The sequence below is a fragment of the Saccharomonospora sp. CUA-673 genome (assembly GCF_001942305.1).
Lineage (GTDB): Bacteria > Actinomycetota > Actinomycetes > Mycobacteriales > Pseudonocardiaceae > Prauserella.
In genome coordinates, this window is record NZ_MKKE01000030.1 from 1 (window position 1) to 26,969 (window position 26,969).

A 26,969-nucleotide genomic window follows, 5' to 3' on the forward strand; every position below is an offset into this window, starting at 1 on the left:
AGTGTGATAAACGAAAACCGGAGGTCGAGGGATGATAAACGAAAACCGGAGGTCGAGGGATGACACTTCACCCGGCGGCAAAGCCACCCAACATCCCAGAGACCTGCCCGCCGGCGAGGCACCCCCACCCCCACATCAGCAACACAACGACGCGAACTACCAACACAGCGACGCAGCGTGTCAACACGCCCCCAAGGCGCCCCAGGGCGTCCCTACGGACCAGAACCGCCCCGATGCCACTCCCCATCCGGTAGCCCCGAGACGAACTCGGAACTGGGTGACCGGACAACCACGAACGCACCGTCAGCCGATGTCCGGGCCCCGATAACCCGGGGAATGCTCCCGCGGGAAAACGGCCAGGCAGAAACGGGCAGGGCAACAAACCCTGCAGCCCCGACGCCGGCCATCCACCCGGGAACGTCAACAAAGATGGCGGCAACGAACGGCGACGCGACCGCGAGCAACCCGCCGTAGAACAGCACGGCGGCGACAACCATCCACCGAGCCCGCATCCGCAAGCACCGCGAACACAGGGGCCATCCGGTGACCTCGGCGACCTTGACCTTCTTCGCGTAATCCCCGGCGTCCGAGGACATCGTCAGGACGTTGGCGGACCACCACCTGCTGCCCTCGAGCTTGACGGACGACTGGAGTTTGAAGTCGCGGTACCGCGCGGCCGGCTCGCCGTGCCGGGTGCAGTGCCTGGACACGTGTCCCGGCTGACCGACGAGTTCGGCCGGCAACGTGACAAGATCGGTCACCTGGATCACTCTCTACTCTGGCGTCCGTGAGGGGAACGGATCGGCGCCCGCAGGAGTCTACTCGGTGAGCGACCCGACAGCGGCGCCAGACGGAACGGAGGAGCATGAGCGGTTTCGATGCCGACGCCAAGGTCATCGGCGATTTCGGCGAGTCGTTGAATGCGCTGGCCGGCGACGCGGCCAAGGCGAGGGACTACGCCGAGGACCACGTGCAGGCGGGCCGGGGCGAATCCGGCATCTTCCAGACGATCGTCGGCGTCCTCGACGACGCCCGCGGGGCGCTGCGGAACAACTACGAACGGCTGCGCAAGCTGCAGGACTCGGCGGCCACCGAGGTCGACAAGGCCGCGATGCTCTACGACAGCGAGGACAAGGCCGAGGCCGAACGCATGGACAACACCTACCCCGAGGCAGGCGCGTGACATGAGCGACGCACCCTCAGCACAGCTGACCGAGCCGACCGCGTCGGACCCGATCCCGGATCTCGTCGAGAACGTCATCGGCGCGAGTCAGTACATCAGCGTGTCCTACTGGGTCGGCGAGGCGTTGGGCCTGATCACCGGGGTGAATCCGGGCGAATGGGCCGCCGAGAAGTTCGCCGGCGATTTCGAGACCGTGCAGAAGGCCGGCGTCGCCGTCGGGAACCTCGCCAAGTTCAACGAGGATTTCGCGGCCGAGATCCGCACCGGCCTCACCGCGGTGGGCGAGGGCTGGGCGGGCAACGCGCACGACGCGGCCGGGGAGTACTTCACCAAGGTCGCGGACACGATCGCCGGCCAGATCGACGTGTTGGACGGTTTGAGCAAGGACATCGAGACCGTCGCCGTCGGCATGTACGAGGCGGCCAAGGCCGTCAAGGGGTTCCTCGAACAGCTCCTGGACCTGGCGATCGCGATCGGTCTCGAGCTTGCGGCGGCCGCGGCGAGCAGCTGGACCGTCATCGGGCCGATCCTCGCCGGTGCCGCGGCGGCGGCGACCATCACGAAGGCCATCGGCGTCTGGGGCCAGGCGCTCACCGCCCACACCACGGCGTGGAACTCGTGCCAGGCCTTCGTCGGGATCGTCGCCGGGTATCTGGGAGCGTTGGACGACGCAGAATTGCAGGCCCTGCCGGAAAGCAACTACAACCATCCGGGCGTCGACTGAGATGTCCGGTCACGGCACAAGCGGAGTCAGCTGATGAGCACGCCCGAACCGGAACCCACTCTTGACGTCGCGCGCGGGGACGCAGCGATGTCGAAGCACCTCAGGAACACGCTGGGTGTGTTGCGCAGCAAGGTGGACGATCCACAGTTCAAGAGCCTCGTCGACGATGTCCTGTCCGGCCGGCGGAGCTTGCGCGACACGATGCGGCTGCCCGAGTTCTCCCGCGCCCTGGATCCGCTCGCGGCCCAGCGCGGAGACGTACCGCAACCTTTCCGACGAGGAGAAGGAGGAGCTGAGCCGGCAGGGCGAGGAAGGCCTCGAACAGCTCCGCGAGGACGCCGCCGCGTCGTCGTCGGACGACGACGACGATCCCGACGACGAGGACTTCAGCGACCGCTCCTGGCTGCAGTAGCCCGCGCTCGGCGACGCCCCACCCCGCCCACGAGGTGCCAACACGGCGACGCCAACTGCTGACACGGCGACGCGGGGTGCTGACACGGCGTGGGGTCAGTGGGTTTGCTCCAAGGGGGTCAGGGCTACGACCGGGATGACGCGGTCGGTCCTGTTCTCGTACTCGGCGAAGCCCGGGTAGAGCTCGGCCTGCTCGCGGTACTTCTCGGTGCGCTCCGGTTCGGGCAGGTCGACCGCTTCGACGTCCAGTTCGAGGTCGCCGACCTCGATCCTCGCGTGCGGTTGGGCGCGCAGGTTCCAGTACCACGCGGGGTTGGTGTCGGCGCCCGCCTTCGACGCGAACACCAGGTAGCGGTCGCCGTCGGCCAGGTACATCATCGGGTTCAGCCGCGGTTCGCCGCTGCGCGCGCCCACGGTGTGCAGCAACAACAGCGGCGCGCCCGCGAACTGCCCACCGACCTCGCCGTGGTTCGCGCGGAACTCCTCGATGATGCGCTGGTTGAACTCCGAGACGCTCGTCATGCTCACTGATCCTTCCGCTCGCGGGAGTGCGTTCCCCCACTCTCACGCAGCCCCGCCGATTCCGCGAACGCAGACCGCACAGCCCCGAGCACACCCTTATTGGTAATGGTTTTCAGTATCGTTTAGGGTGTGGGGTTGTGACCGACCCGCATCGAACTCCCGTCATCGTCGTCAGCGGCGTCAGCCCCGACGCCGACCGCGACGTCGCGCTGCGCCTGGCCGGCGGCGATCCGGCCACCGCGCTCGTCGCCCACAACCTGCGCCAGGTGTCGTCCGGCGTGGTGTTGCGCAGCGTCCTGCGCGGCACCGACGAGTCCACGGCGACCCTCGAACTCGCCCACGGCTGCGTCGCCTGCACCGTGCGGGAGGACCTCCTGCCACTGTTGCGCCGCCTCGCGGCCGACCCGGGCGCGAGCGGATCGTCCTGCAGCTCGACGAGGCCATGGACCCCGAGCACGTGTGCCTGGCCGTCCGGCACGTGGTGCTGGGCGAGACCACCGTGAGCGAGGACGTCGACATCGCGGCCGTCGTGGCGGCCGTGGACGCCCGCAGCTTTCTGCACGACGTCACCTGCGACGACACCATGTACGAGCGCGGTCTGCACGGTTCGCCGGACGACGAACGCACGATCGCCCACGTCGCGCTGGCACAGGCGGAGTTCGCCGACGTCGTGGTGTGCGCGGGCCGCCCGGACGACGCGTGGTCGGCGGCCAGGACGACGGCCGTCCTCGAGCGCACCGCCCCGTCCGCCCCGATCCTCGAACTGCCGGTGACCGACCTCGACGCACTGCTGGCCGCCGTGCCGGCCGACGCACGCCGCGGCGCCGGTGACGATCCGCACGGCGCGCTGCTGCGCGGCCAGCCGCCGCTGCACGCCGACTGCGGCATGACGATCACCGTGTTCACCGAACGCAGGCCGTTCCACCCGGAGCGCCTCCATGACGCCATCGACGTCCTCCTCGACGGAGTGTTGCGCGCCCGCGGGCGCGTGTGGATCGCGAGCCAGCCCGACGTCGCGTTGTGGCTCGAATCCGCGGGCGGCGGGCTGGGAGTCGGGCACCTCGGCCCGTGGCTCGACTCCCCCGACGCGCCCGACTGGAACGACGTGACACCCGAGCGCCGCACGCTCGCGTCGCTGCGCTGGGACCCGCTGTTCGGGGACCGCGATCAGGAGATCGTCGTGCTCTCGCACGACGCGGATCCGGACACCATCGAGGCCGCGCTGCGCGCCGCCCTACTCACCGACGCCGAGCTCGCGGCAGGGCGTGACGAGTGGGCGCGCTACCCGGATCCGTTCGGGGCGTGGCACGAGGAACCCTGCGACGACACCGAGCTCGAACTGTCCGACGTCGATTCCGTCCACAACGGACCCGGCGGACGCCCCCGATCCGACGACGGCTGACCCGCCGCCCCTACCCGTACGACAGTCGACCCGCGAATCCCGAAAGGACACCCGCCGCCATGGCCGTACCCAAGCGCAAGAAGTCGCGCGCCAACACGCGCGCCCGCCGCTCCCAGTGGAAGGCGAAGGCGCCGGACCTGGTGCCGATCGTCGTGCGCGGTGAGCGCAAGCTCGTTCCGCGCCGGCTCGTCGCCTACTACCACCGCCGCTACGGCGACGACTGAACGACCCACAAACGACATCCGACACAACGCGGGGGTGCGGTCACGGCGACCGCACCCCCGTCGTCGTCCCGGCGGTCAGCCCTGCCGCGCCTTGTAGCGCGGGTTCTTCTTGTTGATCACGAGTGTCTTGCCGTGCCTGCGCACGACCTGCGCGCCCGGCTTCTGCTTCAACGCACGCAGCGACCTGCGGACCTTCATCACCTGCTCCTTCGACGTCGGGTCCACTCAGTCTAATCGATAATGGTTTTCATTTGCAGCGGACCCGGGCCGTCGGCCCCATCGGCTAGGGTCGGCCCGTGCAGGACCCCGACGCGCGGACAGGACGCGGCAGCGCACGCTGCCATCACGGTGAGCTGCTGCAAGGCGTCTTCCGTGACGCCGAGGGCCGCCCGCGCCGCGCACTGGTGACGCTGCCCCTGCACCGCCACGTGCACGCGGAGTTCCGCGCCGACCCGGCCGGCCGCTGGACGGTCACGCCCGCCGACCGCAGCAAGGCCCTGCGCGCCGCCCGACTCACGGCCGGCGACGACCTACCCGGCGGACATCTGGTCCTGCGCGGCGACATTCCGGTCGGTGCCGGCATGGGCTCGTCCACGAGCGACACCGTCGCGGCCATCCGCGCCGTCGCCGCCTACCGCGGCACGACGCTCACCCCCGAGGTCGTCGCCGAACTGGCCGTTCGCGCCGAGGACGCGTGCGACCCGGTGATGTTCGGCCCGCGGCCACGGCTGTTCGCCCACCGCGACGCCGTGACACTCGAGGCGTTCGCGCCCCTGCCGCCGATGCGCGTCCTGGGCTGCGTCACCGGCGGCGGCGCGCCGGTCGACACGCTCGCGCTGCCCGAACCGGCGGCCGCCGACATCCCGGCGTTCGAGGAGTTGCGCGGCCGGCTGCGCCGCGCCCTGGTCGCAGCCGACGTCGCCGACGTGGGGCGGGTGTGCACGACCGGCGCCCGCCTCAACCAGTCGATCCTGCCGAAACCCGAACTGCCGACGCTGGAAGGAATCGCCGACGACACCGGCGCCGCGGGCGTGCAGGTCGCGCACAGCGGCAACGTCGCCGGCCTGATCTTCGGCGCCCGGCTCCCCGACGTCGCCGACCGGCTCCGCGCCGCGACCCGTCTCCTCGAGCGGCACGGCATTCCCGTCACGGCCGAGTTCCGGCCCGCACACGACGATCCCCGGCCGGGAGCGGAAACGCCCGACCGGGGATCGTGTCTGCTCGGCGCCCGGCGCCGATAACCGTGTTGCTTACTCGGTGACCTCGAAGGTCAGCGTGTCGGTGAACTCGCGGCCGTACGAGTCGGTCGCGGTCACCTCGGCGGTGTGCTCACCGACCTCGAGGTCGGCCGGCAGCTCGAAACGCCACAGGTGCATCGCCGAGTCGGCCGTGCTGCCACCGTGCACGAGCTGCTGCGAGACGGCGTACGGGTCGGAGTACTCCAGCCCGATCTTGCGCTCCTCGCCCTTCATCTCCTGCGTGCGCGTGGCCTTCTTCGCCGGCGCGCCGTCGATGCTGACGTCCACCTTGGACCCCGTGGCACCCATCCAGAAGTTGGTGGTCAACCACGTCGTGCCGGCCAGATCCTCGGAGCTGACGACGAGCGGCTCGTCCAACTCGGGGGCCTCACCCTGCGGGTTGTCGTTCCACTCCTCGCGCTCCTCGGCCCAGTCCCGGTAGGTGGGGCTGTTGATGCCGAGCTGCGTCTGCACCGAGTCGTCCTCACCGGTGACGGTGTAGCGCTCCTGGAAGTTGTTGCCGTTCACGTCGAGCGTGAGCAGACCCGGACGACCACCGTCGCGGCCGATCGCCGTCGGGTAGCCGTTCTCGGTGACCTCACCCGAGTACCAGTCACCCGAGATCGCACCGGCGGTGATGTGCGGGAACGGCAGCTTGTCGACACCCGCGACGTCCTGCCAGCCCTCGCTCGCGTCGCCTGCCTTCATGTTCTCGACCGTGTGGCTGTGGCCGGACACGGCGACGGCCTTGCGGCCCTTGAGCAGCTCGTACACCTGCTCGGCCTGGTCGACCTGGTGGATCGGGCTGGTCTGGTCGACCCAGTTGGTCAGGCCGATGTGGCTGGCCACGACGATGAGCTTGTTGCGGTCGACCTGCTCGAGGTCGCGCTCCAGCCACGCGAGCTGCTGGTCGTCGATGGCACCGTTGTACTGCGGGTTGCCGGCCGGGTCGTCGCAGCGCTCACCGAGGCCGGGCATGTTGTCCTCGCTCGGGCTGCACGGGTACTCGACCGTGTTCAGCGCGACGAAGTGCACGTTGCCGATGTCGTAGGAGTAGTACGTCGGCGCGAGCTCGGCACGGTAGGTGTCGAGCGAGTGGCCCGGCGTCTCGGCGTCGAAGTCGAGGTCGTGGTTGCCCGGGAGGAAACGCGCCGGACCGTTGGTCATCTGCGCGAGGTCCTTGACGTCGTCGAACAGCGACAGGTCGTCGCCGACGATGTCACCCACGAACAGCGAACCGCAGCTCGCGTAGTCGTCGCGCGCGGCCATGTCGGCGATCGCGCCCTTGCGCGCGTACTCGACCTCGGTGCGGTCGTAGGTCTGCAGGTCGCCCGCGATGATGCAGCTCTGCTCCGGGTTCGCGGTGTCGTCGCTCTCGATGAGCGGGAAGTTGACCGCGGACGGCAGCGGACCCGTCGGGGCGATGCCGCCGTACTTCAGATCGGGCGAACCCTCGGGCAGGTGGTTGTAGTGGAACTGCGGGACGTTGTACTCGTCGACCGGAACCTCGTAGCCCTCGGGCTGCGTGATGAACACGGTCATGTTGTCGAACGCGGGCAGCCGGTAGCGGCCCTCGCTGTCGGTGCGGACGATGTCGCGGCCGTTCGACACGACGACACCCTGCACGCCGGCTTCGCCGTCACTGGCCGAATCCTGGCTCTCGTCCAGGAACACCTTGCCGGTGAGGACGTTCGAGTCGGCCCGCTCGTCCGGCGTGCGGACGACCTCGACCTCGCCGCGGTAGACGTCCTCGTCAGTCTGCGCCTGCTGACCCTGCTGCTGGGCTGCCTGCTGCTGGGTCGCCTGCCGAACCTGCTGCTGCGCCTGCTCCTCGGCTCCGGCGGCAGGGGCGACGACCGCCGCGGACGTTGCGGCGAACGCCACGGCCGAACACGCCGCGACCACCGCCTTCACGGTTCTGCGCTCTCCCATGGGTTTGCTCTCCGATGACTCGGGGACCACGTGGCCGACCGGATGGCCGGCGACCTGTCACCCTTCCGGACAGACCTGAACGGACCCCGCATAAACGGCGAACAGGAAAGAAAGTGAAGACCGTTCGCTAGTAGGTTCGGGCCACGGAGCGCGCACCGAAGGCCCAACGTTCACCCAGCCGTCACCTCACGGTCGGACCGGGCAGCGCAGCGGTTTGCCCGACAGTGCGCGGTCGGCCTCCTCCGCCGCCAACCGCTGGAGTGCGGCGAGGGAACTGTCCGAGAAGAACGCCGCGTGCGGTGTCAACAGGACCTCGGAAAGCACGCGCAGCCGGGAGTCCGGCGCGAGCGGTTCCGGGTCGAACACGTCGAGCGCGGCACCGGCGACCTGTCCCGATTCGACGGCGTCGGCGAGGGCCTCCTGGTCGACGAGGCCTCCGCGGGAGGTGTTGACCAGGTAGGCACCCCTCCGCATCCGCTCGAAGGCAGCGGCGTCGAGCAGCTTGTCGGTCTCGGCCGTCAGCGGTGCATGCAACGAGACCGCATCGGCCGATCCGAGCAGTTCGTCCAACTCGGACAGTCGCACACCGTGCGCGGCGGCCGTCTCGGTGTCGGAGTAGGGGTCGTGCGCCAGCACGGTGAAGCCGAAGGGGGCCAGCCGCTTGGCGACTGCCAAGCCGATCTGCCCGAGCCCGACGAGGCCGATCGTGGTGCTCGCGAACCCGGGCAGCGACCCGAGGTCCCGGGGCGCGCACCAGCCGTCCCGGTGCACGATCCGGTCGAACCTCGACAACCTGCGTAGGAGCGTCAGCAGGCACGCCAGGGTGTGGTCGGCGACCGTGTCGACGCCGTAGTCGGGCACGTTCGCCACCGTGACCCCGAGTTCGGTCGCGGCTACGACGTCGACGTTGTCGTAGCCGATGCCGTACCGGATCACCGCCGCACCGTCGGCCATCGCGGACAGAACCGCGCGGGTCGTCGGTGCGAAGTTGACGAACGCGACGTCCGCACCGCGCACCGCGTCGACGGCTTCCTCCTCGGTCCGACACTGATGTACCGCGAACTCGGCGCCGTGTCGTTCGGCGACCGCCGCCTCATCGGCGACATCTCCGAAGGCATGATCGGTGACGACGACGCGTGTCATGCCGGAACCTCCTGTCCCCGCACACCGGACAGCAGGCCGCGTGCGGCGAGGTTGCCATACAGCGCGCGGATCCCGAAGGTCCAGTCCGGCGCGGCCTCGGCAGTGTTGACCTCGTTGACCAATGCCCCGAGCTTCGGGGACGAGATGCGCACGATGTCACCGACCTTGTGCGTGAAGCCCTGCCCCGGGACGCCACGGTCCTCGGTCGGCGCGAACATCGTTCCGGTCAACAGCACGAACCCGTCCGGGTAGCGGTGATGCGGGCCGTGCGCATGCTCGAGCAGGGCGCGGATGTCCCTGCTCATCTCCCTGACCGGGTTGACACCTCTGAGCGAGAACCCGTCGGGGCCCGTGATCTCGAGTTCGACGTCGATGCCCCGCGCGTCGTCGAGACCGAACTCGGCATCGAACAGGCGCAGGAACGGGCCGAGCGCGCACGATGCGTTGTTGTCCTTCGCCTCGGCGAGCAACAGTGCGCTGCGCCCCTCGAAGTCCCGAAGGTTGACGTCGTTGCCCAACGTGGCGGCGACCGGGGCGCCACGCGAATCGGCCACGACGGCCAGTTCGGGTTCGGGGTTGTTCCAGGTCGAGCGCTCCAGAACGCCGATCTGCGCACCGGTGCCGACGGCCGAGAGGACCGGTGCCTTGGTGAAGATCTCGGGGTCCGGACCGATTCCGACCTCGAGGTACTGCGACCACAGGCCTTCGGCGACCAACAGTTCCTTCGCCCGCGCGGCCTCCTCCGAGCCCGGGGCGACCTGCGAGATGTGGCCCGCGACCAACTCGCCGAGTTTGCCGCGGATCTCCTCGGCGCGATGCAGGTCGCCGGCCGCTCGTTCCTCGATGACCCGCTCGATCATGCTGCGGGCGAAGGTCACGCCCGCGGCCTTGAGCACCTGGAGGTCCACAGGTGCCAACAGGCGGGCACGGGTGTGGTCGCTGTCGAACGTCGCCTCCACTACGTCGGCGAGCGACCAGCTGCGCGATCCCCGCGCGGTGCGCACCACGTCGACGGCGTCCGGCCGGTCCAACAGGTCGGAGACCGTCGGTGCAACCTCGGTGAGGTCGACGAGCACATCCCCGCGCAGCGCCGCAACGCACGGCCCTCCGCTGCCGGGGTCGTGCACGCGTGCCACGAGGGTTGCCCTGTCGGCGTCGTGCGGGAGAACAGTACTGGCGTAGTCGGTGAGCTTCACGGGTGTGCCTTCCCTGCCGTGTCGATCCAGCAAATGTCAGTTTGTCATACAATTACTAGGTCGCACCAGGCGTGAATCTCCACTCCGAACCCGGCCGATGGCCCACGTATATCAGCCTTTCGTGCGGCAACCAGGGCACACACATCGTCATACAGTCGACGACGACCCATACAATCGTGCTATGAACCGTGCTATGAACCTCGATCACGGCGTCCGACGGCGGCTTCCGGAGACCCTCGCCGACACGCTTCAGGACGAGATCCTGCGGCTGCCCGTCGGCGAGCGACTGCCCACCGAGGCCGAACTCGCCGACCGGTTCGACGTGAGTCGCACGGTGGTCCGCGAGACCGCCCGCCTGCTGGTCCAGCGAGGACTCGTCACGGTGAAGCCGGGGCGCGGCATGGTCGTGTCGGAGTTCGACGGCCGCCTGATCGCGGACCAGTACTCCCTGCTGCTACGGCTCAGCGAGGGCAGCTTCGAGCAGCTGCTCGAGCTGCGGCTCGTGCTGGAGGTCGAGATGGCGGTCCTCGCGGCCGCCCGCCGGAAGGACGCCGACCTCGAAGCCATGCACGCGGAGAACGACCGACTCGCCGCGAACGCGGAGGTACGCGAGAAGTTCCTCGACGCGGACCTGGCGTTCCACGAGATCCTGGCCAGGGCCAGCGGAAACCCGTTCTTCTCGCTGATGATCAAGCCGATCAACGGTTTCCTGCGCGAGACATACTCGTCCGGACCCGCGTACCCGTCCGAGGCAACCGACACCGTGCGGGAGCACGCCGAGATCGCCGACGCGATCGCCGCAGGTGACCCGTCCCGGGCGCGGTTCGCCACGGAGAACCACCTGCGGCGGATCATGCGGCACGCCGACCGCCTGGCGCCCGACCGCAAGGTCGACGACCCCGCCTGAACCACCGGCCCTCAATGGGTTGCGGCCGATGCGCGCCCACGGCTAAAGTCCGATCATCATACAAATCGACGGATCCGGAGCGCCCCGGACGGCGTCAGCCGAAACCGCACGCACACCCGGATCCGCCGTCCATGAGAGCGGACACAGCACCATGCAGCATCACACCGACGTGATCACGTGCCGGAACTTCGTCGGCGGGGACTGGCGGGACACCGGCGGCGGCATGATCGATCGGCGGAATCCCGCCACCGGCGGTCCGGCCGCCACCGCACCCCGGTCCACGGCCCGTGACGTCGACGCGGCGGTGCGGTCCGCGGCCGAGGCGTTCGACAGCTGGCGCAAGGCCCTGCCCGCCGAACGCGCCCGTCACCTGCATCGACTGGCCGAGGTGTGTGCGACCCGCGTCGACGAGTTCGCTGCCTCGATCACCCGCGAGCAGGGCAAGCCACTGAACGAGGCCCGCGGCGAGGTCACCAAGTTCGTCGCCGCGCTGCACTACTACGCGGAGGAGGCCGAACGCGTCTTCGGCCGCACGATCCCCAACGACACGGCCGGTTTCCTCAGCATCGTGCAGAAGGAGCCGATCGGGCCGGTCGCCGGCATAGTGCCGTGGAACTACCCGATCGAGCTCGCCGGTTGGAAGCTCGCCGGTGCGACCGCCGCAGGCTGCACGATCGTGCTGAAGCCGTCCGAGTACACCCCGGGCTCGGCGCAGCTGCTGTCCGAGTGCGTCGCCGAGGCGATGCCCGCGGGCGTCGTCAACATCGTGTACGGCGACGGCGAGACCGGACAGGCACTGGCCGAACATCCGGACGTCGCGAAGATCGCGTTCACCGGCTCGATGCGCACCGGACAGGCCATCTACCGGTCCGTCAGCGGGATCACCGGACTGTCGCTCGAACTCGGCGGCAGCTGCCCGATGGTCGTCACAGACCGGGCCGACGTCGACGCCGCGATCGCGGGCGCCACCCGGCGATCCTTCCGCAACGCCGGGCAGATCTGCATCGCGATCAACCGGATCTACGTCCAGGACGGGGTGTACGACGAGTTCGTCGCGGGGCTAGCCAAGCGGCCGACGCGCTCACTGTTGCCGACGGGCTCGCCCAGCCGGACGCCGACGTCGCGCGATGACGATGCCCGAGACGTATCGGCGCACCCTCGACCACATCGCCGACGCCCGCGCGCAGGGGGCGCGAGTCGTCGCGGGTGGCGAACCGCCGCGGCCGGACTCGGCGGGATTGTTCCTCCGCCCGACCGTCGTCGCCGACGCGCCGGACGAGGCACTGGTCATGCACGAGGAGACGTTCGGCCCGCTGGTCGGGGTCGCCCGGTTCGCCGACCTCGGCGACGCCATCACGCGGGCCAACACCGCACCCGGCGGCCTGGCCGCCTACGCCTACACCACCGACACGACGGAGACGTTCACGCTCGCCGGCGACCTCGACTTCGGCAACGTCGCGGTGAACAACGTCGACGCCGGAATCATCAACGCGCCCTACGGGGGCCGCCGCGAAAGCGGCTTCGGCTCCGAACACGGTCCCGAAGGACTCGAGAACTACCTGCAGCTCAAGCACATCCGGCTTCGCCACAACGCGCAATGAGGCGCGAAAGGACGGTCGAACCATGCTGATAGGCATCGATCTGGGCACATCGTCGTGCAAGGTCATCGCCGTATCCGAATCGGGTGAGGTGGTCGCCAAGCACTCCCGGGACTACCCGGTGCACAACCTCCGTCCGGGATGGGCGGAACAGGATCCCGCCGACTGGTGGCGTGCCACCGACGAGGCGATCGCCGCGGTGACCGCCTCGCTGCCGCAACAAGGGCAGGAGGTCGCGGGCATAGGCCTTTGTGGACAAATGCACGGCCTGACCGCCCTGGACTCCGACGGCGAGCCGCTGCGGACGGCGATTCTGTGGAACGACCAGCGCGCCGCGGAGCAGTGCGATCGGATCACCGAGCGCGCCGGTGGGCTCGACGAGCTCATCCGCATGACCCGCAACCGGATGCTTCCCGGCTTCACCGCACCGAAGATCATCTGGTTCCGGGAGAACGAACCCGAACTCTTCGCGCGGATGGCGCATGTACTCAACCCGAAGGACTACCTGCGCCTGAAGATGACGGGAAACCACGTCACGGACGTCTCGGACGCTCCGGCACGGGACTGTTCGACGTGGCGCGGCGCGCCTGGTCGGACGAACTGCTCGCGCTGCTGGACATCGATCGCGCCCTGCTGCCGGACGCGGTGGAATCCATCGACGCGACCGGCGCCCTCCTCCCGGAACTGGCGCGGCGCTGGAACGTCCCCGAAGGCATCCAGGTCTACGGAGGTGGCGGTGACGCCGTCATCCAGACCACGGCGATGGGGCTCATCGACCCCGGACCGGTGGGCTTCACCATCGGGACCGCGGGCATCGTCGCGGGTGGAGCGGCCAGCTGCCCACACATCCCGAGCGGCAGGGTTCAGGTCTCCTGCGGCAACGGACCGGGCCGATGGCACGTCATGGGTGTATCGCTCAGCGCGGGTGGCGCGTTCCAGTGGCTGCGCGACGCACTGGCCCCGGTGGCGACCGCGGACCCCGTGTCGTTCGAGAAGCTCGTCGCCCTGGCCAAGGACATCCGGCCGGGTGCCGAGGGAGTGCTGTTCCTGCCGTACCTGCTCGGCGAACGATCCCCCAACCTGGCGCCCGAGGCGTCGGCGAGTTGGGTCGGCCTCACCCCGATGCATCACCTCGGGCATCTCGCCCGCAGCGTGCTGGAAGGGGTCCTGCTGAACATGCGCGAGATCCTCGAGGTCTGCCGGCAGGCGGGCCTGGAGTGCGACCGCGTCGTCGCCTCCGGCGGCGCCACGAGCGAGACACTGTGGTTGCAGATGCTCGCCGATGTCCTCGGCAGGGAGACCGTCACCGTCACCGGTGCGACCGAGGGCGGGGCATACGGTGCCGCGTTGGCAACCGGCGTCGCGTCGGCTATTGGAGCAGCCTGGACGAGGCCGTGTCAGGCGTCCGCGTGGAGCGCACGTTCGTCCCGAACGAGGAGGCCACCCGCACCTACGACACCGTCTTCGCCCGGCACCGCGCACTGTACGACGGACTCCGGCCGCTCTACGCCACCGCGGAGGCGTGATGGCGCGGTCGTACAAGGCGGCGGTCTTCGACCTCGACGGCACCCTGGTCGATAGTGCACCGGACATCGCCAGGTCGCTGAACGTCGCGTTGGCGCGGCAGTCGCTCCCGCCGGTGACGGCCGACCAGGTGCGCGGTCTGCTCGGTGGGGGCGCGCGGGAACTGGTCGCCGCCGTGCTCGCGCTCGTCGACGGCTCGGCATCGGTCCTGGACCGAGCAGGCGTCGAGGAGGCGGTCGTCGATCGGACGCTGGCCGAATACACCGCGGCCTACACCGTTGATCCGGCCGCCGAGACCACGGTGTTCCGCGACGCGCTCGACGCACTCGCGGCACTGCGCGCCGAGGGCGTCGCCATAGGCGTGTGCACCAACAAGCGGTCCGGGCTGGCGCATCGGGTATTGGAGGGCACCGGACTCGGCGCGCTCGTCGACACCGTCGTCGGTATCGACGAGGTGCCGGCCGGCAAACCCGACCCGGGACATCTGCAGGCCGCGCTCGACCGACTGTCGGTGTCGCCCGCGGATGCGCTGTACGTCGGCGACACGGCCATCGACGAAGAGGCCGCACGACGCACGGGCGTGGACTACGTACACGTCGCATGGGGCCAGCACGGTGTCGGCGACGCAGTCATCGAGCAGTTCGACGAACTGCTCCACCGAACCTGACACCCCGACGGAGACGGGAAACTCATGGAACCACGCACATCCCAGGACGTCGCCAAGGTGGTCTCGGGCACCGCCGCCATCGACGCCTACGTGGCCGACGGAATGACCCTCGGCCTCGGTTCCGGCACCACCTCGCACTGGTTCGTGCGCAAGTTGGGCGAGGCCGTCGCCGACGGTCTGAACGTCGTCGGCGTGCCGACATCCACCTCGACGAGGGATCTGGCGCTCGAGGTGGGTGTCCCACTCACGACGTTGGCCGAGGTCGAACGACTCGACCTGACCGTCGACGGAGCGGACGAGATCGACCACGACGGCGCGATGATCAAGGGCGGCGGTGCGTGCCTGTTGTGGGAGCGGATCGTCGCGGATGCCTCCGACCGGATGGTCGCCGTCGTCGACGAGTCCAAAGTGGTCGACACGCTGGGTGCGTTCCCGCTGCCCATCGAGGTCGTTCCGTTCTCATGGGAATCGACGCGAAGGTCGGTCGCCCGGCTGCTCGACAAGCTCGGCTACCAGAGTCCGGAGCTGCCGCTTCGCATGCGCGGCGACGAGCCGGTGGTGACCGACAGCGGCAACTACATCATCGACGCGCACCTGCAGAAGATCCTCGACCCCGTCGCGTTGGACGGGCAGCTCAACTGGATCCCGGGAGTGGTGGAGAACGGCCTGTTCACCGGGATCGCCGACGAGATGGTGATCGGCTTCTCGTCCGGCGAGCACGAGATTCGTGATGTCAGTACCGCACCGTCGGCGCGCCCGTCGACGACCAACAGGGAGGCGAAATGACGAACCCGTACACCCTCGAGGGCAGGACCGCGCTGGTCACCGGTGGCGCGCAAGGAATCGGCGCGGCGATCGCGAAGGGGCTCGGCGAAGCGGGCGCGCGCGTGTTCGTGTGTGACCGCAACGCCGAGGTCGGCGAGGCCACAGCGAAGGAACTGGGGGCGGAGTTCGTCGCCGCCGACGTGACCGACTCGGCGAGCATCGACGCCGCCGTCGAGCAGGTCGTGGCCACCGCCGGCTCGATCGACGTCGCGGTCAACAACGCGGGCATCGTGCACAACCATCCGAGCGAGGACCTGACCGACGAGGACTGGCGCCGGGTGATGTCGGTGAACCTCGACGGGGTGTTCTACTCGTGCCGCGCCGAGGCCAAGCGCATGTTGGCGCAGGGATCCGGCAGCATCATCAACACCGGCAGCATGAGCGGACACATCGCGAACCGCCCGCAGCCGCAGTCGGCGTACAACGCGGCGAAGGCGGCCGTCGTCCACCTGACCAAATCGCTTGCCGGGGAGTGGTCCGCACGCGGTGTCCGAGTCAATTCCGTATCGCCGGGCTATGTGGGCACCGAGTTGACCAAGCGGGGGATGAACAATGAGGAATGGCGTGCGGCGTGGATCGACGGCACGCCGATGGGCCGCGTGGCCGAACCACGTGAGATTGCCCCGGCCGTGACCTTCCTGGCCTCGGACGCCAGCAGTTTCTGCACCGGAACCGACCTCGTCGTCGACGGCGGCTACACCGTCTGGTGAACCGTCTTCCCCGAGCGTGCGCTTCGGCCGCCTGATCCCTTTTCAACGGAGCTTGTGTCACGCGCATCGGCAACCGGTGCGCGGCGGTTTCGCGCGCTCTTTTCCGACCTGAAGGAGCCTCGATGGGGAGTGTTCTCTTTTCCGAGACCATGGGCACGGCACTGCTCGTGCTGCTGGGGTGTGGTGTCGGCGCGAACGTCAGCCTTGCGACGACGAAGGGGTACGGCGGCGGCTGGCTGCTGATCAACTTCGGGTGGGGTCTGGCCGTGTTCGCCGGTGTGTACGCCGCGGCGCACTCCGGCGGCCACCTCAACCCCGCCGTGACCGCCGGCATCTGGATCGCCGGCAACGACTTCGCTCCGGGCATCGCGGCGACACCGTGGCACGCGGCGGTGTACGTCACCGGACAACTGCTGGGCGCAATGCTCGGGGCCGTGCTGGTGTATCTGGCGTACAAGAAGCACTTCGACGCCGAGACGGACCAGGCGACGACGTTGGGGGTGTTCGCCACCGGTCCCGCATTGCGCACACCGAACTGGAACGTGGTCACCGAAGCCATCGCGACGTTCGTCCTCGTGTACGTGGTGCTCGTGTTCGGCAACACCCCGACGGGCCTCGGTCCGCTGGCGGTGGCGTTGTTGGTCGTCGGGATCGGCGCGTCGCTGGGCGGCCCCACGGGTTACGCGATCAACCCGGCCCGTGATCTCGGCCCGCGCATCGTGTACGCACTGCTGCCGATGGGGCGTCGCCGGGGCGCGGACTGGTCGTACAGCTGGATTCCGATCGTCGGACCGCTGATCGGCGGAGCGATGGCCGGGCTCCTGTTCCACGTGACGCCCGCAGTGGCCTGACGTCGGAAATGCCGTCACCTCACAGTCGGAAGGTCTTGCGGTAGGCGCCGGGTGTGACGCCGACGGTTGCGCCGAACTGGGCGCGGAAGTTGCTCGTGGTGGGAAATCCCGCCTGGGCGGCGATCCGGTCGACGGTGTGGTCGGTGGTCTCCAGCAGCTCCTGTGCATGCCGGATGCGCACGCCGGCCAGCCACTGGACGGGGCTCTGGCCCACCTCGGCGGTGAACCGCCGCGTCAACGTGCGCACGCTCATGTCCGCCGCGCGCGCGATGTCGGTGAGCGTGAGGTTGCGGTGCGCGTTCTCCTCGATCCACGCGAGGACGTGCTCCAATGTGGCCGTCTGATACATCGGACGGTTGCGCAGGATGTAGCGCGCCTGCCCGCCGCTGCGGTGCAACGGGACGACGGCGAGCCGTGCCGCGTCGGCGGCCACCGCCGTCCCGTAGTCCTGCCGGACGATGTGCAGACACAGGTCCAAACCGGACGCCGCGCCGGCCGACGTGAGGATCGAACCGTTGTCGGTGAACAGGACGTCGGCGTCCACACGCACGGCCGGGTATCGGCGGGCGAGGTGGTCCGCGGCCAACCAGTGCGTCGTCGCGTCCTTGCCGTCCAGCAGGCCCGCCTCGGCGAGCGTGAACGCGCCGACACAGATCGACGCCACCCGGGTGCCACGCTGCACGGCACCGCGCAGGGCGTCCAGGACGGGCTCGGGCGTCGGCACCGACGGATCGTTCCGCCCGGGCACGACGACCACGTCCGCGCGGTCGAGCACGTCCAGACCGTCGTCGACGGCCAGTCGCAGCGGACCCGCCTCGACCTCACGGTCGTCGCCGGCGACCACGACGCGGTATCCGGGACGGTCGTCCGGGAGCCGCACGCGCGTGAACATCTCGATCGCGGTGGCCATATCGAAGGCGATCGCATCCGGCAGTGCCAGCACGGCGACGGTGTGCATCACCCGAGCATAGCCCGCCGAACAGGCCCGACCAGCCGGTGGCCGGATTCAGGCGGAAGCTGACTTGTGAGCCACTGGGACGTCGGCCGTACGGGCGGAAGCATGGGCCCCGGCAGCCATCCGGCTGCCGGAGAACACGGAAGGAACCCATGCCACAGCCACGCGCACAGTTCGTGCTCTACGACGGATTCGACCCGCTCGACGTCGTCGGCCCCTACGAGGTCCTCGCGGCCGGCCGCGCCGCCATGGGAGGTGGTCCGGACCTCGAACTGGTGACGGCGGAAGGCCCGCGCACGGTGCAGCCCGGCACGCCGGGTCTGGCGCTCACGGCCACCGGCACCCTCGACCCGAGCGCGGCCGGATACGTCGTCGTCCCCGGCGCCGCCGGCCCCGCCGAGCCCACACCGGACGGCGGCGACAGCATCCCAGAACTGTTGGCGAGATTCGCCAACGGCGACGCCGCCCCCCTGCTGAGGGAGGCCTTCGACAACCCCGACATCACCGTGGTCGGGGTGTGCGGCGGATCGCTCGCCATGGCCATGGTGGGCCTGCTGGCCGCCCGCAACGCCGCCACGCACGTGCTCGGGCGCGACGCCCTGGCCGCCACGGGCGCCAACACCGTGCGGGCACGCGTGGTCGACGACGGCGACCTGATCTCCTCCGGCGGCGTCACGTCCGGCCTGGACCTGGGGCTGTACCTGCTCGAACGCGACTTCGGACCCCGGGTGGCACTCGCCGTCGAAGAGCTCTTCGAGCACGAACGGCGCGGCGTCACCTGGCGCGCCACCGGTCGCGCGCCGCTGACCGCGGGCGGGCCCGCATGACCGGTTTCCTGCTGTCGGTGCACGTTCTCGCCGCGATCCTGACGATCGGCCCCGTGGCCATCGCGGCGAGCATGTTCCCCCGCGCCGTACGGGCCGCCGCGGATACCCGCGACAATGCCGGCGTCGCGCCCGTCCTGCACCGCATCACGCGGGTGTACGCCGTGGTTGGCGTGGCCGTTCCGGTCTTCGGTGTCGCCACCGGGGCCTCGCTCGGCGTGCTGACCGACGCATGGCTCATCGTGTCGATGACGCTCACCGCCGCGGCCGCGGCCGTCCTGCTGGCTCTGATCCTGCCGGGACAGCGCGCCGCGATCACGGCCGTCGAGCGGGCATCCCCAGTGGACCGGACCAGTCGGCGGCTGGCGATGCACACCGGGATGTTCAACCTGCTCTGGGCGGTGGTGGTCGTGCTGATGATCTACCGGCCGGGCTCGACCACGGGAGCCGGAGCGTGAACCGGCCGCTGCGCGTCGTCGCCGCCGTCGAGCTCGCGACGCTCGTGGTCCTGGTGGCGAACCTGATGACGGTGCACCACCCGGCCGTCTCCGGGATCGCCGGTCCGCTGCACGGCCTCGCCTACACGGCCACCGTCATCGCCGCACTGCTCGTGATGGACGGACGGCACCGCGTCTGGCTCCTCGCGCTCGTGCCGGGCGTCGGCGGCCTGCTCGCGGTGAAAGCGCTGGAACAGCAGGGAAAGGAGGCCGGCCTGGGGTGACGTCGTGGCCGTACGCCTCTGTTAACGTCTCCGCGATCCGCGTGTCACGTAGACCAATTTTTGCTGGCATATGGACAAACGCCGGTCAAGATCGTGACAATGAGACATTTCACACAACGACGGCGCAACAAACGGGACAAATCTGCCGCTGATCACGGTAGATTTCGCCCACCGAATCGGGAGGTGTGCGATGTCACAGGTCGGCAGTGAGCCGGCGACCGCGGTCAACGAGGCCGACGCGGGCGCGAATCGACGACGGTGGGTGGGACTGGGTCTCGGTCCCGTACTCGCGGCGCTGCTGTACGTCATGCTGCCGGACACGTTGTCGGCGGACGGCAAGGCGGCGGCCGCGATCGCGGTCGTGATGGCGACCTGGTGGGTCACCGAGGCGATTCCCCTGGCGGCGACAGCCCTGCTGCCGCTGGTGTTGTTCCCGCTGTTCGGCGTCGCGGAGATCAGTGACGTCACGGCGCCCTACGCCAGCGACATCATCTTCCTGTTCATGGGCGGGTTCATGCTGGGCCTGGCGATGCAGCGGTGGAATCTGCACAAGCGGTTCGCGCTACGCACGGTGCTGCTCGTGGGCACGAGTCCGGTCCGACTGATCGCGGGCTTCATGATCGCGACGGCGTTCCTGAGCATGTGGGTCAGCAACACGGCCACCGCGGTGATGATGCTGCCGGTCGGTGTCTCGGTGCTCGGCCTGGTGCTGCAACTGGGCAACGGCAAGGGCGATCCGAACTTCGCCACCGCGCTGATGCTCGGCATCGCCTATGCGGCGTCGATCGGTTCGCTGAGCACGATCATCGGCACGCCGCCGAACGCCGTCCTCGTCGGCTATCTGAGCGAGCAGGGCATCAACATCGGCTTCGGCCAGTGGATGCTGTTCGGTCTGCCGGTCGCGGTCGTGTTCCTGTTCATCACCTGGTTCTTGCTGTCCAAGGTGGTGTATCGCCCGAAGCTGACGGAACTTCCCGGCGGCAAGGAACTGATCCGCGAGCAGCTCGACGAGATGGGCCCGATGTCGCGCGGCGAGAAGAACGCGCTCGGCGTGTTCATCGGTGCGGCGCTGGCGTGGATCGTGCTGCCGCTGCTGGCGGACGAGCAGATCATGGGCGGCGCGGCGATCACGTGGCTCGAGTACGCCTCGGACAGCGTGGTGGCCATGACGGTCGCGGTCGTACTGTTCATCCTGCCGGTCCGGCGGGGTGTGCGGACGATGGACTGGGACACCGCCAAGCAGCTGCCGTGGGGCATCCTGCTGCTGTTCGGTGGCGGTCTGGCGTTGTCGAAGCAGTTCGAGGACACCGGGTTCGCGGCGTGGCTGGGTGACCAGGTGACGAACCTCGAGGTGCTGCCGACGTTGCTGTTCGTCGCCGCCGCGGTGGTGATCGTCCTGTTCATGACGGAGCTGACGAGCAACACGGCGATGGCCAGCATCTTCGTCCCGATCCTCGGCGCCGTGGCGCTGGGACTCGGGATGGATCCGATGCTGTTGATCGTGCCGGCGGCCATGGCCGCGACGTGCGCGTTCATGCTGCCGGTGGCCACTCCGCCGAACGCGATCGTCTTCGGCTCCGGCTACGTCACGATCGGCCAGATGATCAAGGGCGGTGTCTGGCTGAACGTCGTGGCCATCGTGCTGGTCACGCTGGCGACCTACACGCTGGGCGGCTGGATCCTCGGCATCAGCCTGTAACCCTGCGACGGGAGCCCACGGGTGCGCTCCGGTTTCCACACCGGAGCGGCACCCGTTCTTTCCGAGTTTCGCTGAGCCGCGGGCCATCCCCTTGCGACGACCGACACCGCCTCGCGGACGCGCTGCAGCTTTATCCCAACTTTTTGGTTTCCCGGACCTCTTCAATGCGCAGCGCCACCCCGAGAGCGAAGAAGCTGGGCGCCCACTCTCCAACAAAAATTCCCCACCGGTCCGCGCGAGCGGTTGACTCTTCCGCATTCAGAGACGCAGCCCAGCTGGCGACACTCAACCCGATAGAAACGACCCCGGCTGTGAACATGTGCTCCGACTTGATCCTTTTCTGGCGCAGCATGGTCAGCATTACGTCCTCCTCAGTCACATGGAACCGTTCAATTCGACACACCCGCCGGGCTTTCCGTAGCCTACGGACACACACCCGGAAATCGGGCATACAACGCGATTCTGGTCACCCACCGCGCGCATCACTTCTGCCTGCACCGGCGCGGACAGCGGCCCCAGAGCGCCACAACAGGACGCCAAGTGCGACCATCCCGACACCCAGCAGGAAATGCAGCCAGTTATCGGCAGTATTCAGCGGAACAAAGTTTGCGGCGCTTTCCATGTCGACAACGAGGCCGTAGGCCCACAGGGCCAAATAGATGACTCCCCCGCCCACGAGGAAGACCCTGGAGCTGCGATCGGACCGCGCAAGCACGAACCCGACGACCCCGAACAGCAGATGCACTATGTTGTGCAGAACTGAGACATGAAATATCCCCAGCAGCATTGCCGTGGATTCATGTCCCGCAAACGTCATCCCGCCGTACTCGGTGGTAATACCAGGGACGAATCCAAGGATTCCAACCAGCAGGAACACACCCGCGACCACCGTCGCTGCCAAGCGGACCGGATGTCCAGAAAGTCCAGACATGGCTCCTGTCCTTTCCATAATCGACCCTTCGACGAAACTCTTCTTGAACCTCGAACCCGCCGGTCATGAGCTTTCCGATTCTGATGAATCTCTGACTTCATCCGGTGGCCCCGGCCGCCGTAGAGCGCTTGGCTACCCATACGCGCCCGTCATCACACGCCTCCGCACCGCCGACTGACCATCCGCTCGAGACACCGACCTGCCGGGGCTCGCATGGCAAGATCCTCCTGCTCGGCGACCTCGGAGTTCGGCGTTGCCGGCAGTGGTCGCAACGCTGACAGACTTCCGAGCGTGAACGACCACCCATGCGCGACAGGACAACACGACCACGCAGAACACTCGCTGCGACGCGATTTGCGGACGGCGCGGTGCGGCGTGCAGGTCTCGCGGCGGAGGCGAAGGCCCTGACCGGATTTCGGGGCCGGGGTCGGGACTTTCCCGGATGTGTGCGTCCCGGCGGGGGCCGCATGGTGTGCGCATGTTGATGCCAACGTTGTCGGTGACGGCGATCGGCGTGCTGGTGGCCGTTGCCGCGTTGCTGTTCGGGCGCTCGGCGCCCGGCCGCGCATTCGTGCTGGGCGTGGCGGGCGCTGGGTCGGTTTCGGGCTCGGCGCCGTTGCGGGTGTGGTCGTGGATGTCGTTGCCGGTACCGGTTGGTGGCTGGCGCTGCTCGGTCACGCCGCGGCGGCCGCCGTCGCGGCGGGAGCAACGTTCGCCCGCCGCTGGCAGCCCCTGACGCGCACCGAAACCAACCGGGGATCGGCGCGCGGCACCTGACGCAGGCACCAGCGCGCAACCACCAACACGGCGACGTGGATTGCCAACACGGCGACGCAGAACGCTGACACGGCGACGCGGGGTGCTGACACGGCGGTGCGGGCTGGTTCGTGCCCGAGGGGATGGGCCGGCAGGGCGAGGAGCAAGCACCCTGGGGGCCTGGGGGCTGGGCCCCCAGACTCGATCGGCGAAACGCAAAAGGCCCGTGCCCTCCGCGGGCACGGGCCTCCGATGCGTGGAGGTTAGGGGACCTTACTCGAACATAAAAGACCAGGTCAGAGCACTAGAAGAGCTCCGCGAGAAGCTTCCCAGCCTCGATACACCCGAGCCAACCTTGATCAAGCGCGACCGCCCTCGCCGCGCCCGGCAACTCCGTGCCGATCAGGTCGAGCAGTTGATCGCTGACTACCGGTCCGGCGCGACGGTGTACGAGCTCGGTGACCGGTTCGGCATCGAACGGCGAACGGTCAGCAATATCCTCCACCGGCACGGCGTACCGATGCGCCGCCGCGGCCTCTCGCCCGAGCAGGTCGACGACGCCATCCACCTCTACAAGCTCGGTTGGTCGCTGGCGCGAGTCGGCGACCACTTCGGGGTCAACCACACCACGGTGCTGAACAAGCTGCGTGAACGCGGCATCCCTACGCGAGACAGTCACGGACGTCCGCGCGTCGAAGCAGGTGATCTTCGATGACCCGGCCCGCAGCTATGTCAGTTCGATCAGGTTCGGACGCGACCACCGTCGTTAAAGCTGTCACCGTGATCATGGGCGTCGTCGTCGGCCTCACCTTCCTATTCGGCTTCGGCAACGTCCTCAACCTCGCGCTCCGTCTTGACGTGTCCATCTGGGTGGCTCCACTCGTCGCACCTGCTGTCGATCTCTCGATCCTCGGGCTTCTACTCGGCAGTCGGCACTTGGCCCTGGCGGGCGCGACGCGAGCGCAACTGCGGCCAGCCCGCCGACTGCTGATCTTCGCCAGCGTGGTGACCCTGGCATTGAACGTGGCTGATCCGCTCGTAGCCGGCGAGTATGGCAAGGCTGCGTTCGACGCCGTAGGCCCGTTGCTGCTGATCGGCTGGGCGGAGGTCGGCCCGGATCTGCTGAGGGCGCTGACCACTGCAAGCCAGCCGGCCGAAGAAGCACCCGACGATGTGAAACTGGTGCAGGCGCCGGTCGCCGACGAGCCGACTGCTACCAGCCAGGCGGCTCCGGAATCGGCCAGGGACGAGACGAAGCCCGCCGATGCTTCGGCGGGCAAACAGAACAGTCGGCCAGCGTCCAGGATGGTTGATGACGATCTGCTTGAGCGGGCGAGGGAGGAGGACGCGCGCCACTGGGATGCGCATCGGCGACCGATCTCCGCGGACACGCTTCGGAAGAAGCTCCGTATCGGCGCCGCCCGCTCCAGGTTGCTCGTGGAGATCATCCGAGCCGATTCGCAAGGACGGTCAGCTCAAGATGAGGTGCTCGCCAAGGCGGAAGTGTGACGGCGGATGGCGGGCCGCCTCGCAGCACTCTGGTTGCATCTCTTCGTGATTGCTGGGGACTCGTGTCGAGCACGCAATCATTCGGCGTCGTCAGTAGTGGAGGAGTTGAGGGGCTCGACGGCCGCTGGGCCAGGGTGGGCGACAGTGCTGATCGTGGGATTTTCGTATGTGAAATCCAACTGATCGTATTCGCGGCGATAGTCGCTAGGAAGCTCGTTGTCGCCGATGATTACCTGAAGTCGATCTTGCGCTGCATCAACTTGAGTCACTATGCGGCGGTAGAGAGCTGCTGCTAGGTCGTCGCTGTTGTTGAGCGACGTGCGAGGACTGTCGATCAGGAGAAATGCCGGGTAGGCAGTGTCTCGGCGACGTAGTGCGACCGACATCAATGTCAGCCAGTACGCCAACTGCGTCGCAGTGCGGACGCCGCCAGCGGGGCTGAACTTCGTGTAGATCTCATCGTTGAGCATCGGCAGGTAGCTCGTGCGATTAATTGTTGCGCGCTCAACGCTAGGAACCCCAATGGCAGCCATCGTTTCTGCGAATTCAGCGTCCAGCTCGTCAAGTATCTCAGTCTTGCGTTCTGCCAACTGTCGCTCAGCCAGTTCCAGGGCTGTACGTAGCCGTTGCACTTCGTTCCTGAGCTGGTCGGCGGCAAGTTTCAGGTCGTCGGCACGGTCCCATTGGAAGAGCACACGATCAAGAGCCTCTTGCTGGCTACGGGCTTCGGCTAGTTTTTGGGACGCGTCACTGTAAGCCTGGAGCTGGGGCGTGATCCGGTCACGAGTTCGCTCATCTAGCTTTGCACTGAGCTGGTCCACGAGCGCATGGCGGTGCTCCGCCGCTCGCTGCGCCTCGACGAGCTGCTCCGCACTGCCCGTAAGTTGCTCTTCCAGTTCGGCGAGTTGATCGTTTAGTTGGCGCTGCTCATAGCTTTCCTCAGCAGCCGAAGTCCGGTCTGCCGGAACTGGGTCGGGTTGCAGGCAAAGCCGACAGTGGTCAGTCGGTACATCCCGATGGTGAACGTCTTGCATACAGCGAGGACAGACCATGAACTCGAAGTCGGCAAGACGTTCACCGGCGTCATGCAGTCGTCGTAGTCGGTCAAGGTCTTGCATGACCCGGCGGCGCTCTGTGCCGTAGTCGACTTGCTGCTGTGCAAGAACGATTGCGGTCTGGCGGGCTGTCGCCAGGCTGCGCTCGGCCTCGCCGAGTAGGTCGCGAAGAGTCTGGGTTTCGCGGTCGACAACTGGGTCAACGGCTTGCCGAAGAGTGTCAAGCTCAGCTGCAGCCGCGGCCTCCGCCTCGGCGGCCTGCGCGTGTGCGGCGACCGCTTCATCCCGGCTTGCCGTGTTGCTGTCATGCAAGAACTGGAGCACAACCTCATGGTCATGGACTGCTGTGTCCAGCTCACCGTTGCGCACGGCAAGATCAGAACGAGTCTGGAGAATGTCAGAGTCTGTCAGCCCGAACAGCAGCTCGAAGACAGTTTTCCTCTTCGGCTCCCGGTAAGGGGACTGACTAGATGCGATGTCCCGATTTATCTCGGCTTGGCGGACATACATGAACATGAAAATGTCCGCGAACGTGATGCGATTTCCAGCTTTGGTAGTGTTTGCAGTTCGTGCGGCAGCCCGCATTTCGGTGGGCAGGCCAAGTGCGCCGAGCAGCAACGTGTTCAGCGATGGTTCGCGATCCTTGACGAAATGATCCGGCAATCGCTCTCGGGTGATGCGGTCGACCACGCGAATAGTGTTCTTCTTCGTGGGATCGAGGCTGCGTGTGAGCGTCAAGCGCTCATCGCCCAGCGTGAGCTGGACCGTGACATCCCGAACGTTGTTGACAGCGACAGGAGCTAGCTCGCCGTTACCGCCAATCCCGTACTTGATCAGTTCGAAGAGCGTGCTCTTGCCGACGCCGACCGGTCCAGCGAGCACTGTAAGAGCCAAGGGGAACTGATAGGTCACCGTTCCCTCGGTGGTGTCCAGGGAAACGGCGTCGAGCCGGAATCGTGTTGTCATCGAATGACCTGCCGTTGGGGACGGTCCATCACTTCTGGCAGGTGACGGTAGATGAGGTCTTTCAATGCGGCGCCGGTGAGACCACCGGTTGCCTGCGCGACGGCATGGCAACGGTCATTGATCTCTTGCCATGGCTCTGTTTGAGCCATGCTTTCGGCGAGCTTGCGACCGGTGGGCGTTGGCGTGAGGGCGACGCTGCCTTGTCTGCCTGTGACATAGCGAAGTAGGCCACGTCCGACCAGAGCGCCGATAACTGGGTAGTAGCGGTCGTCCCAGGGGCCGTACTTGTACCGAGTCATCGGTGCCTCGACATCGGTTGCGTCGACGTCCTGCGGGATGTGCAACCGCTCGTCCTCGGCATTCAGGTTGTCCAGGACTCGCGGTGCGAGCGCTGGGTAGCGTACGAGGAAATCCAGCTTCGCGAGCTTGGTGAGGCCATCGAGTTTGCGGGCGTGTCCTTGGCTTCCAGCGACGGCTGTCACCAGAAGGAGGACTC

The 26,969-nt window shown here is 67.9% G+C and carries 30 protein-coding genes and 3 pseudogenes; 22 read left to right on the top strand and 11 right to left on the bottom strand.

Going from position 1 to position 26,969, the window contains the following annotated elements; all coding sequences use genetic code 11:
* Positions 1 to 212: 212 nt before the first annotated feature.
* Positions 213 to 761, bottom strand: coding sequence for a hypothetical protein (locus BJF85_RS14400; protein ID WP_139320631.1), 549 nt, complete (start codon positions 759 to 761; stop codon positions 213 to 215).
* A gap of 104 nt (positions 762 to 865) precedes the next feature.
* Here BJF85_RS14400 and BJF85_RS14405 point away from each other — a divergent pair, with 104 nt between their 5' ends.
* From BJF85_RS14405 to BJF85_RS30160, 3 genes are all read left to right on the top strand, one after another.
* Positions 866 to 1,183 carry a hypothetical protein gene (locus tag BJF85_RS14405; RefSeq protein ID WP_083666392.1) on the top strand — a complete coding sequence of 106 codons (318 nt, stop codon included), beginning with the start codon at positions 866 to 868 and terminating at the stop codon, positions 1,181 to 1,183.
* A 1-nt stretch (position 1,184) separates the two neighbouring features.
* On the top strand, positions 1,185 to 1,907 hold the full coding sequence (locus BJF85_RS14410; RefSeq protein ID WP_075848139.1) for a WXG100 family type VII secretion target: 723 nt from the start codon (positions 1,185 to 1,187) through the stop codon (positions 1,905 to 1,907).
* 166 nt (positions 1,908 to 2,073) lie between these two features.
* Positions 2,074 to 2,319 carry a hypothetical protein gene (locus BJF85_RS30160; RefSeq protein WP_255375638.1) on the top strand — a complete coding sequence of 82 codons (246 nt, stop codon included), beginning with the start codon at positions 2,074 to 2,076 and terminating at the stop codon, positions 2,317 to 2,319.
* Between the two features lie 95 nt (positions 2,320 to 2,414).
* Here BJF85_RS30160 and BJF85_RS14420 read toward each other — a convergent pair whose 3' ends face one another.
* The gene (locus BJF85_RS14420) at positions 2,415 to 2,840 is read right to left on the bottom strand and encodes a nitroreductase family deazaflavin-dependent oxidoreductase (RefSeq protein ID WP_075848141.1); all 426 of its coding nucleotides are present in this window, start codon (positions 2,838 to 2,840) and stop codon (positions 2,415 to 2,417) included.
* Between the two features lie 137 nt (positions 2,841 to 2,977).
* On the opposite strand from BJF85_RS14420, the pseudogene mrf reads away from it, so the two are divergent.
* Both mrf and rpmF read left to right on the top strand, forming a co-directional pair.
* Positions 2,978 to 4,242 (top strand): annotated as a pseudogene (gene mrf / locus BJF85_RS14425) (ribosome hibernation factor-recruiting GTPase MRF).
* A 59-nt stretch (positions 4,243 to 4,301) separates the two neighbouring features.
* Positions 4,302 to 4,466 carry a 50S ribosomal protein L32 gene (gene rpmF / locus BJF85_RS14430; RefSeq protein WP_075848143.1) on the top strand — a complete coding sequence of 55 codons (165 nt, stop codon included), beginning with the start codon at positions 4,302 to 4,304 and terminating at the stop codon, positions 4,464 to 4,466.
* A 75-nt stretch (positions 4,467 to 4,541) separates the two neighbouring features.
* On the opposite strand, the gene BJF85_RS14435 is transcribed toward rpmF, so the two are convergent.
* The gene (locus tag BJF85_RS14435; RefSeq protein ID WP_075848227.1) at positions 4,542 to 4,664 is read right to left on the bottom strand and encodes a ribosomal protein bL36; all 123 of its coding nucleotides are present in this window, start codon (positions 4,662 to 4,664) and stop codon (positions 4,542 to 4,544) included.
* A gap of 98 nt (positions 4,665 to 4,762) precedes the next feature.
* Between BJF85_RS14435 and BJF85_RS14445 the strand changes: the two genes are divergently transcribed.
* A complete protein-coding gene (locus tag BJF85_RS14445) occupies positions 4,763 to 5,707 on the top strand; it encodes a hypothetical protein (RefSeq protein ID WP_083666394.1) in 945 nt (314 codons plus the stop codon).
* A 9-nt stretch (positions 5,708 to 5,716) separates the two neighbouring features.
* Here the strand turns inward: BJF85_RS14445 and BJF85_RS14450 are convergent, their stop codons facing one another.
* From BJF85_RS14450 to BJF85_RS14460, 3 genes are all read right to left on the bottom strand, one after another.
* A complete protein-coding gene (locus BJF85_RS14450) occupies positions 5,717 to 7,636 on the bottom strand; it encodes a calcineurin-like phosphoesterase family protein (RefSeq protein WP_075848149.1) in 1,920 nt (639 codons plus the stop codon).
* Positions 7,637 to 7,822: 186 nt separating this feature from the next.
* Positions 7,823 to 8,779, bottom strand: coding sequence for a C-terminal binding protein (locus BJF85_RS14455; protein ID WP_075848151.1), 957 nt, complete (start codon positions 8,777 to 8,779; stop codon positions 7,823 to 7,825).
* Positions 8,776 to 9,975: a fumarylacetoacetate hydrolase family protein gene (locus tag BJF85_RS14460; RefSeq protein ID WP_187346918.1), complete on the bottom strand. Its 1,200-nt coding sequence runs from the start codon at positions 9,973 to 9,975 to the stop codon at positions 8,776 to 8,778. Before BJF85_RS14460 ends, BJF85_RS14455 begins: the two co-directional genes overlap by 4 nt.
* Before the next feature lie 193 nt (positions 9,976 to 10,168).
* On the opposite strand from BJF85_RS14460, the gene BJF85_RS14465 reads away from it, so the two are divergent.
* The 9 genes and pseudogenes from BJF85_RS14465 to BJF85_RS14495 all read left to right on the top strand — a co-directional run bounded on the left by BJF85_RS14465 (position 10,169) and on the right by BJF85_RS14495 (position 17,057).
* The gene (locus tag BJF85_RS14465) at positions 10,169 to 10,882 is read left to right on the top strand and encodes a FadR/GntR family transcriptional regulator (protein WP_075848153.1); all 714 of its coding nucleotides are present in this window, start codon (positions 10,169 to 10,171) and stop codon (positions 10,880 to 10,882) included.
* Between the two features lie 223 nt (positions 10,883 to 11,105).
* Positions 11,106 to 11,927: pseudogene (locus tag BJF85_RS31460) on the top strand (aldehyde dehydrogenase); the annotation flags it as partial.
* A gap of 82 nt (positions 11,928 to 12,009) precedes the next feature.
* Positions 12,010 to 12,483 (top strand): aldehyde dehydrogenase family protein, encoded by a 474-nt coding sequence (locus BJF85_RS30175; RefSeq protein ID WP_255375641.1) that lies wholly within the window; start codon positions 12,010 to 12,012, stop codon positions 12,481 to 12,483.
* Between the two features lie 22 nt (positions 12,484 to 12,505).
* Positions 12,506 to 13,170: pseudogene (locus BJF85_RS30180) on the top strand (FGGY family carbohydrate kinase); the annotation flags it as partial.
* A gap of 213 nt (positions 13,171 to 13,383) precedes the next feature.
* Positions 13,384 to 14,061 carry an FGGY-family carbohydrate kinase gene (locus BJF85_RS30185; protein ID WP_255375644.1) on the top strand — a complete coding sequence of 226 codons (678 nt, stop codon included), beginning with the start codon at positions 13,384 to 13,386 and terminating at the stop codon, positions 14,059 to 14,061.
* Positions 14,006 to 14,671 (top strand): HAD family hydrolase, encoded by a 666-nt coding sequence (locus BJF85_RS14480; protein WP_075848231.1) that lies wholly within the window; start codon positions 14,006 to 14,008, stop codon positions 14,669 to 14,671. The genes BJF85_RS30185 and BJF85_RS14480 overlap by 56 nt, the downstream gene beginning before the upstream one ends.
* Before the next feature lie 24 nt (positions 14,672 to 14,695).
* Entirely contained in the window at positions 14,696 to 15,457 is a 762-nt protein-coding gene (gene rpiA / locus BJF85_RS14485; RefSeq protein WP_075848155.1) for a ribose-5-phosphate isomerase RpiA, read from the top strand.
* Positions 15,454 to 16,206, top strand: coding sequence for an SDR family NAD(P)-dependent oxidoreductase (locus tag BJF85_RS14490; protein WP_075848157.1), 753 nt, complete (start codon positions 15,454 to 15,456; stop codon positions 16,204 to 16,206). Before rpiA ends, BJF85_RS14490 begins: the two co-directional genes overlap by 4 nt.
* Before the next feature lie 122 nt (positions 16,207 to 16,328).
* Positions 16,329 to 17,057: an MIP/aquaporin family protein gene (locus tag BJF85_RS14495; protein WP_075848159.1), complete on the top strand. Its 729-nt coding sequence runs from the start codon at positions 16,329 to 16,331 to the stop codon at positions 17,055 to 17,057.
* Positions 17,058 to 17,076: 19 nt separating this feature from the next.
* Here BJF85_RS14495 and BJF85_RS14500 read toward each other — a convergent pair whose 3' ends face one another.
* A complete protein-coding gene (locus BJF85_RS14500; protein ID WP_075848233.1) occupies positions 17,077 to 18,015 on the bottom strand; it encodes a GlxA family transcriptional regulator in 939 nt (312 codons plus the stop codon).
* 149 nt (positions 18,016 to 18,164) lie between these two features.
* Here BJF85_RS14500 and BJF85_RS14505 point away from each other — a divergent pair, with 149 nt between their 5' ends.
* The 4 genes from BJF85_RS14505 (at position 18,165) to BJF85_RS14520 (ending at position 21,256) form a co-directional block, all read left to right on the top strand.
* A complete protein-coding gene (locus BJF85_RS14505) occupies positions 18,165 to 18,839 on the top strand; it encodes a DJ-1/PfpI family protein (protein WP_075848161.1) in 675 nt (224 codons plus the stop codon).
* Positions 18,836 to 19,294, top strand: a complete 459-nt coding sequence (locus BJF85_RS14510; RefSeq protein ID WP_075848163.1) for a hypothetical protein — start codon at positions 18,836 to 18,838, stop codon at positions 19,292 to 19,294. Before BJF85_RS14505 ends, BJF85_RS14510 begins: the two co-directional genes overlap by 4 nt.
* Complete coding sequence (locus tag BJF85_RS14515) at positions 19,291 to 19,557, top strand: hypothetical protein (protein WP_075848165.1); 267 nt, start codon at positions 19,291 to 19,293, stop codon at positions 19,555 to 19,557. Before BJF85_RS14510 ends, BJF85_RS14515 begins: the two co-directional genes overlap by 4 nt.
* Positions 19,558 to 19,747: 190 nt before the next feature.
* Positions 19,748 to 21,256, top strand: a complete 1,509-nt coding sequence (locus tag BJF85_RS14520) for a DASS family sodium-coupled anion symporter (RefSeq protein ID WP_075848167.1) — start codon at positions 19,748 to 19,750, stop codon at positions 21,254 to 21,256.
* A 130-nt stretch (positions 21,257 to 21,386) separates the two neighbouring features.
* Here the strand turns inward: BJF85_RS14520 and BJF85_RS14525 are convergent, their stop codons facing one another.
* Together BJF85_RS14525 and BJF85_RS14530 are read right to left on the bottom strand one after the other, a co-directional pair.
* The gene (locus BJF85_RS14525; RefSeq protein WP_075848235.1) at positions 21,387 to 21,617 is read right to left on the bottom strand and encodes a hypothetical protein; all 231 of its coding nucleotides are present in this window, start codon (positions 21,615 to 21,617) and stop codon (positions 21,387 to 21,389) included.
* A 105-nt stretch (positions 21,618 to 21,722) separates the two neighbouring features.
* The gene (locus BJF85_RS14530) at positions 21,723 to 22,187 is read right to left on the bottom strand and encodes a DUF4383 domain-containing protein (protein WP_139320632.1); all 465 of its coding nucleotides are present in this window, start codon (positions 22,185 to 22,187) and stop codon (positions 21,723 to 21,725) included.
* 478 nt (positions 22,188 to 22,665) lie between these two features.
* Here BJF85_RS14530 and BJF85_RS27365 point away from each other — a divergent pair, with 478 nt between their 5' ends.
* The 3 genes from BJF85_RS27365 (at position 22,666) to BJF85_RS14540 (ending at position 24,452) form a co-directional block, all read left to right on the top strand.
* The gene (locus BJF85_RS27365; protein WP_139320633.1) at positions 22,666 to 22,923 is read left to right on the top strand and encodes a hypothetical protein; all 258 of its coding nucleotides are present in this window, start codon (positions 22,666 to 22,668) and stop codon (positions 22,921 to 22,923) included.
* Between the two features lie 276 nt (positions 22,924 to 23,199).
* Positions 23,200 to 23,658, top strand: coding sequence for a hypothetical protein (locus BJF85_RS14535; RefSeq protein ID WP_187346919.1), 459 nt, complete (start codon positions 23,200 to 23,202; stop codon positions 23,656 to 23,658).
* Positions 23,659 to 23,672: 14 nt separating this feature from the next.
* Entirely contained in the window at positions 23,673 to 24,452 is a 780-nt protein-coding gene (locus tag BJF85_RS14540) for a hypothetical protein (protein WP_369822181.1), read from the top strand.
* Between the two features lie 77 nt (positions 24,453 to 24,529).
* Here BJF85_RS14540 and BJF85_RS14545 read toward each other — a convergent pair whose 3' ends face one another.
* A complete protein-coding gene (locus BJF85_RS14545; protein WP_075848175.1) occupies positions 24,530 to 26,473 on the bottom strand; it encodes a hypothetical protein in 1,944 nt (647 codons plus the stop codon).
* Complete coding sequence (locus BJF85_RS28985) at positions 26,470 to 26,955, bottom strand: hypothetical protein (protein ID WP_210971085.1); 486 nt, start codon at positions 26,953 to 26,955, stop codon at positions 26,470 to 26,472. Before BJF85_RS28985 ends, BJF85_RS14545 begins: the two co-directional genes overlap by 4 nt.
* Between the last annotated feature and the right edge of the window lie 14 nt (positions 26,956 to 26,969).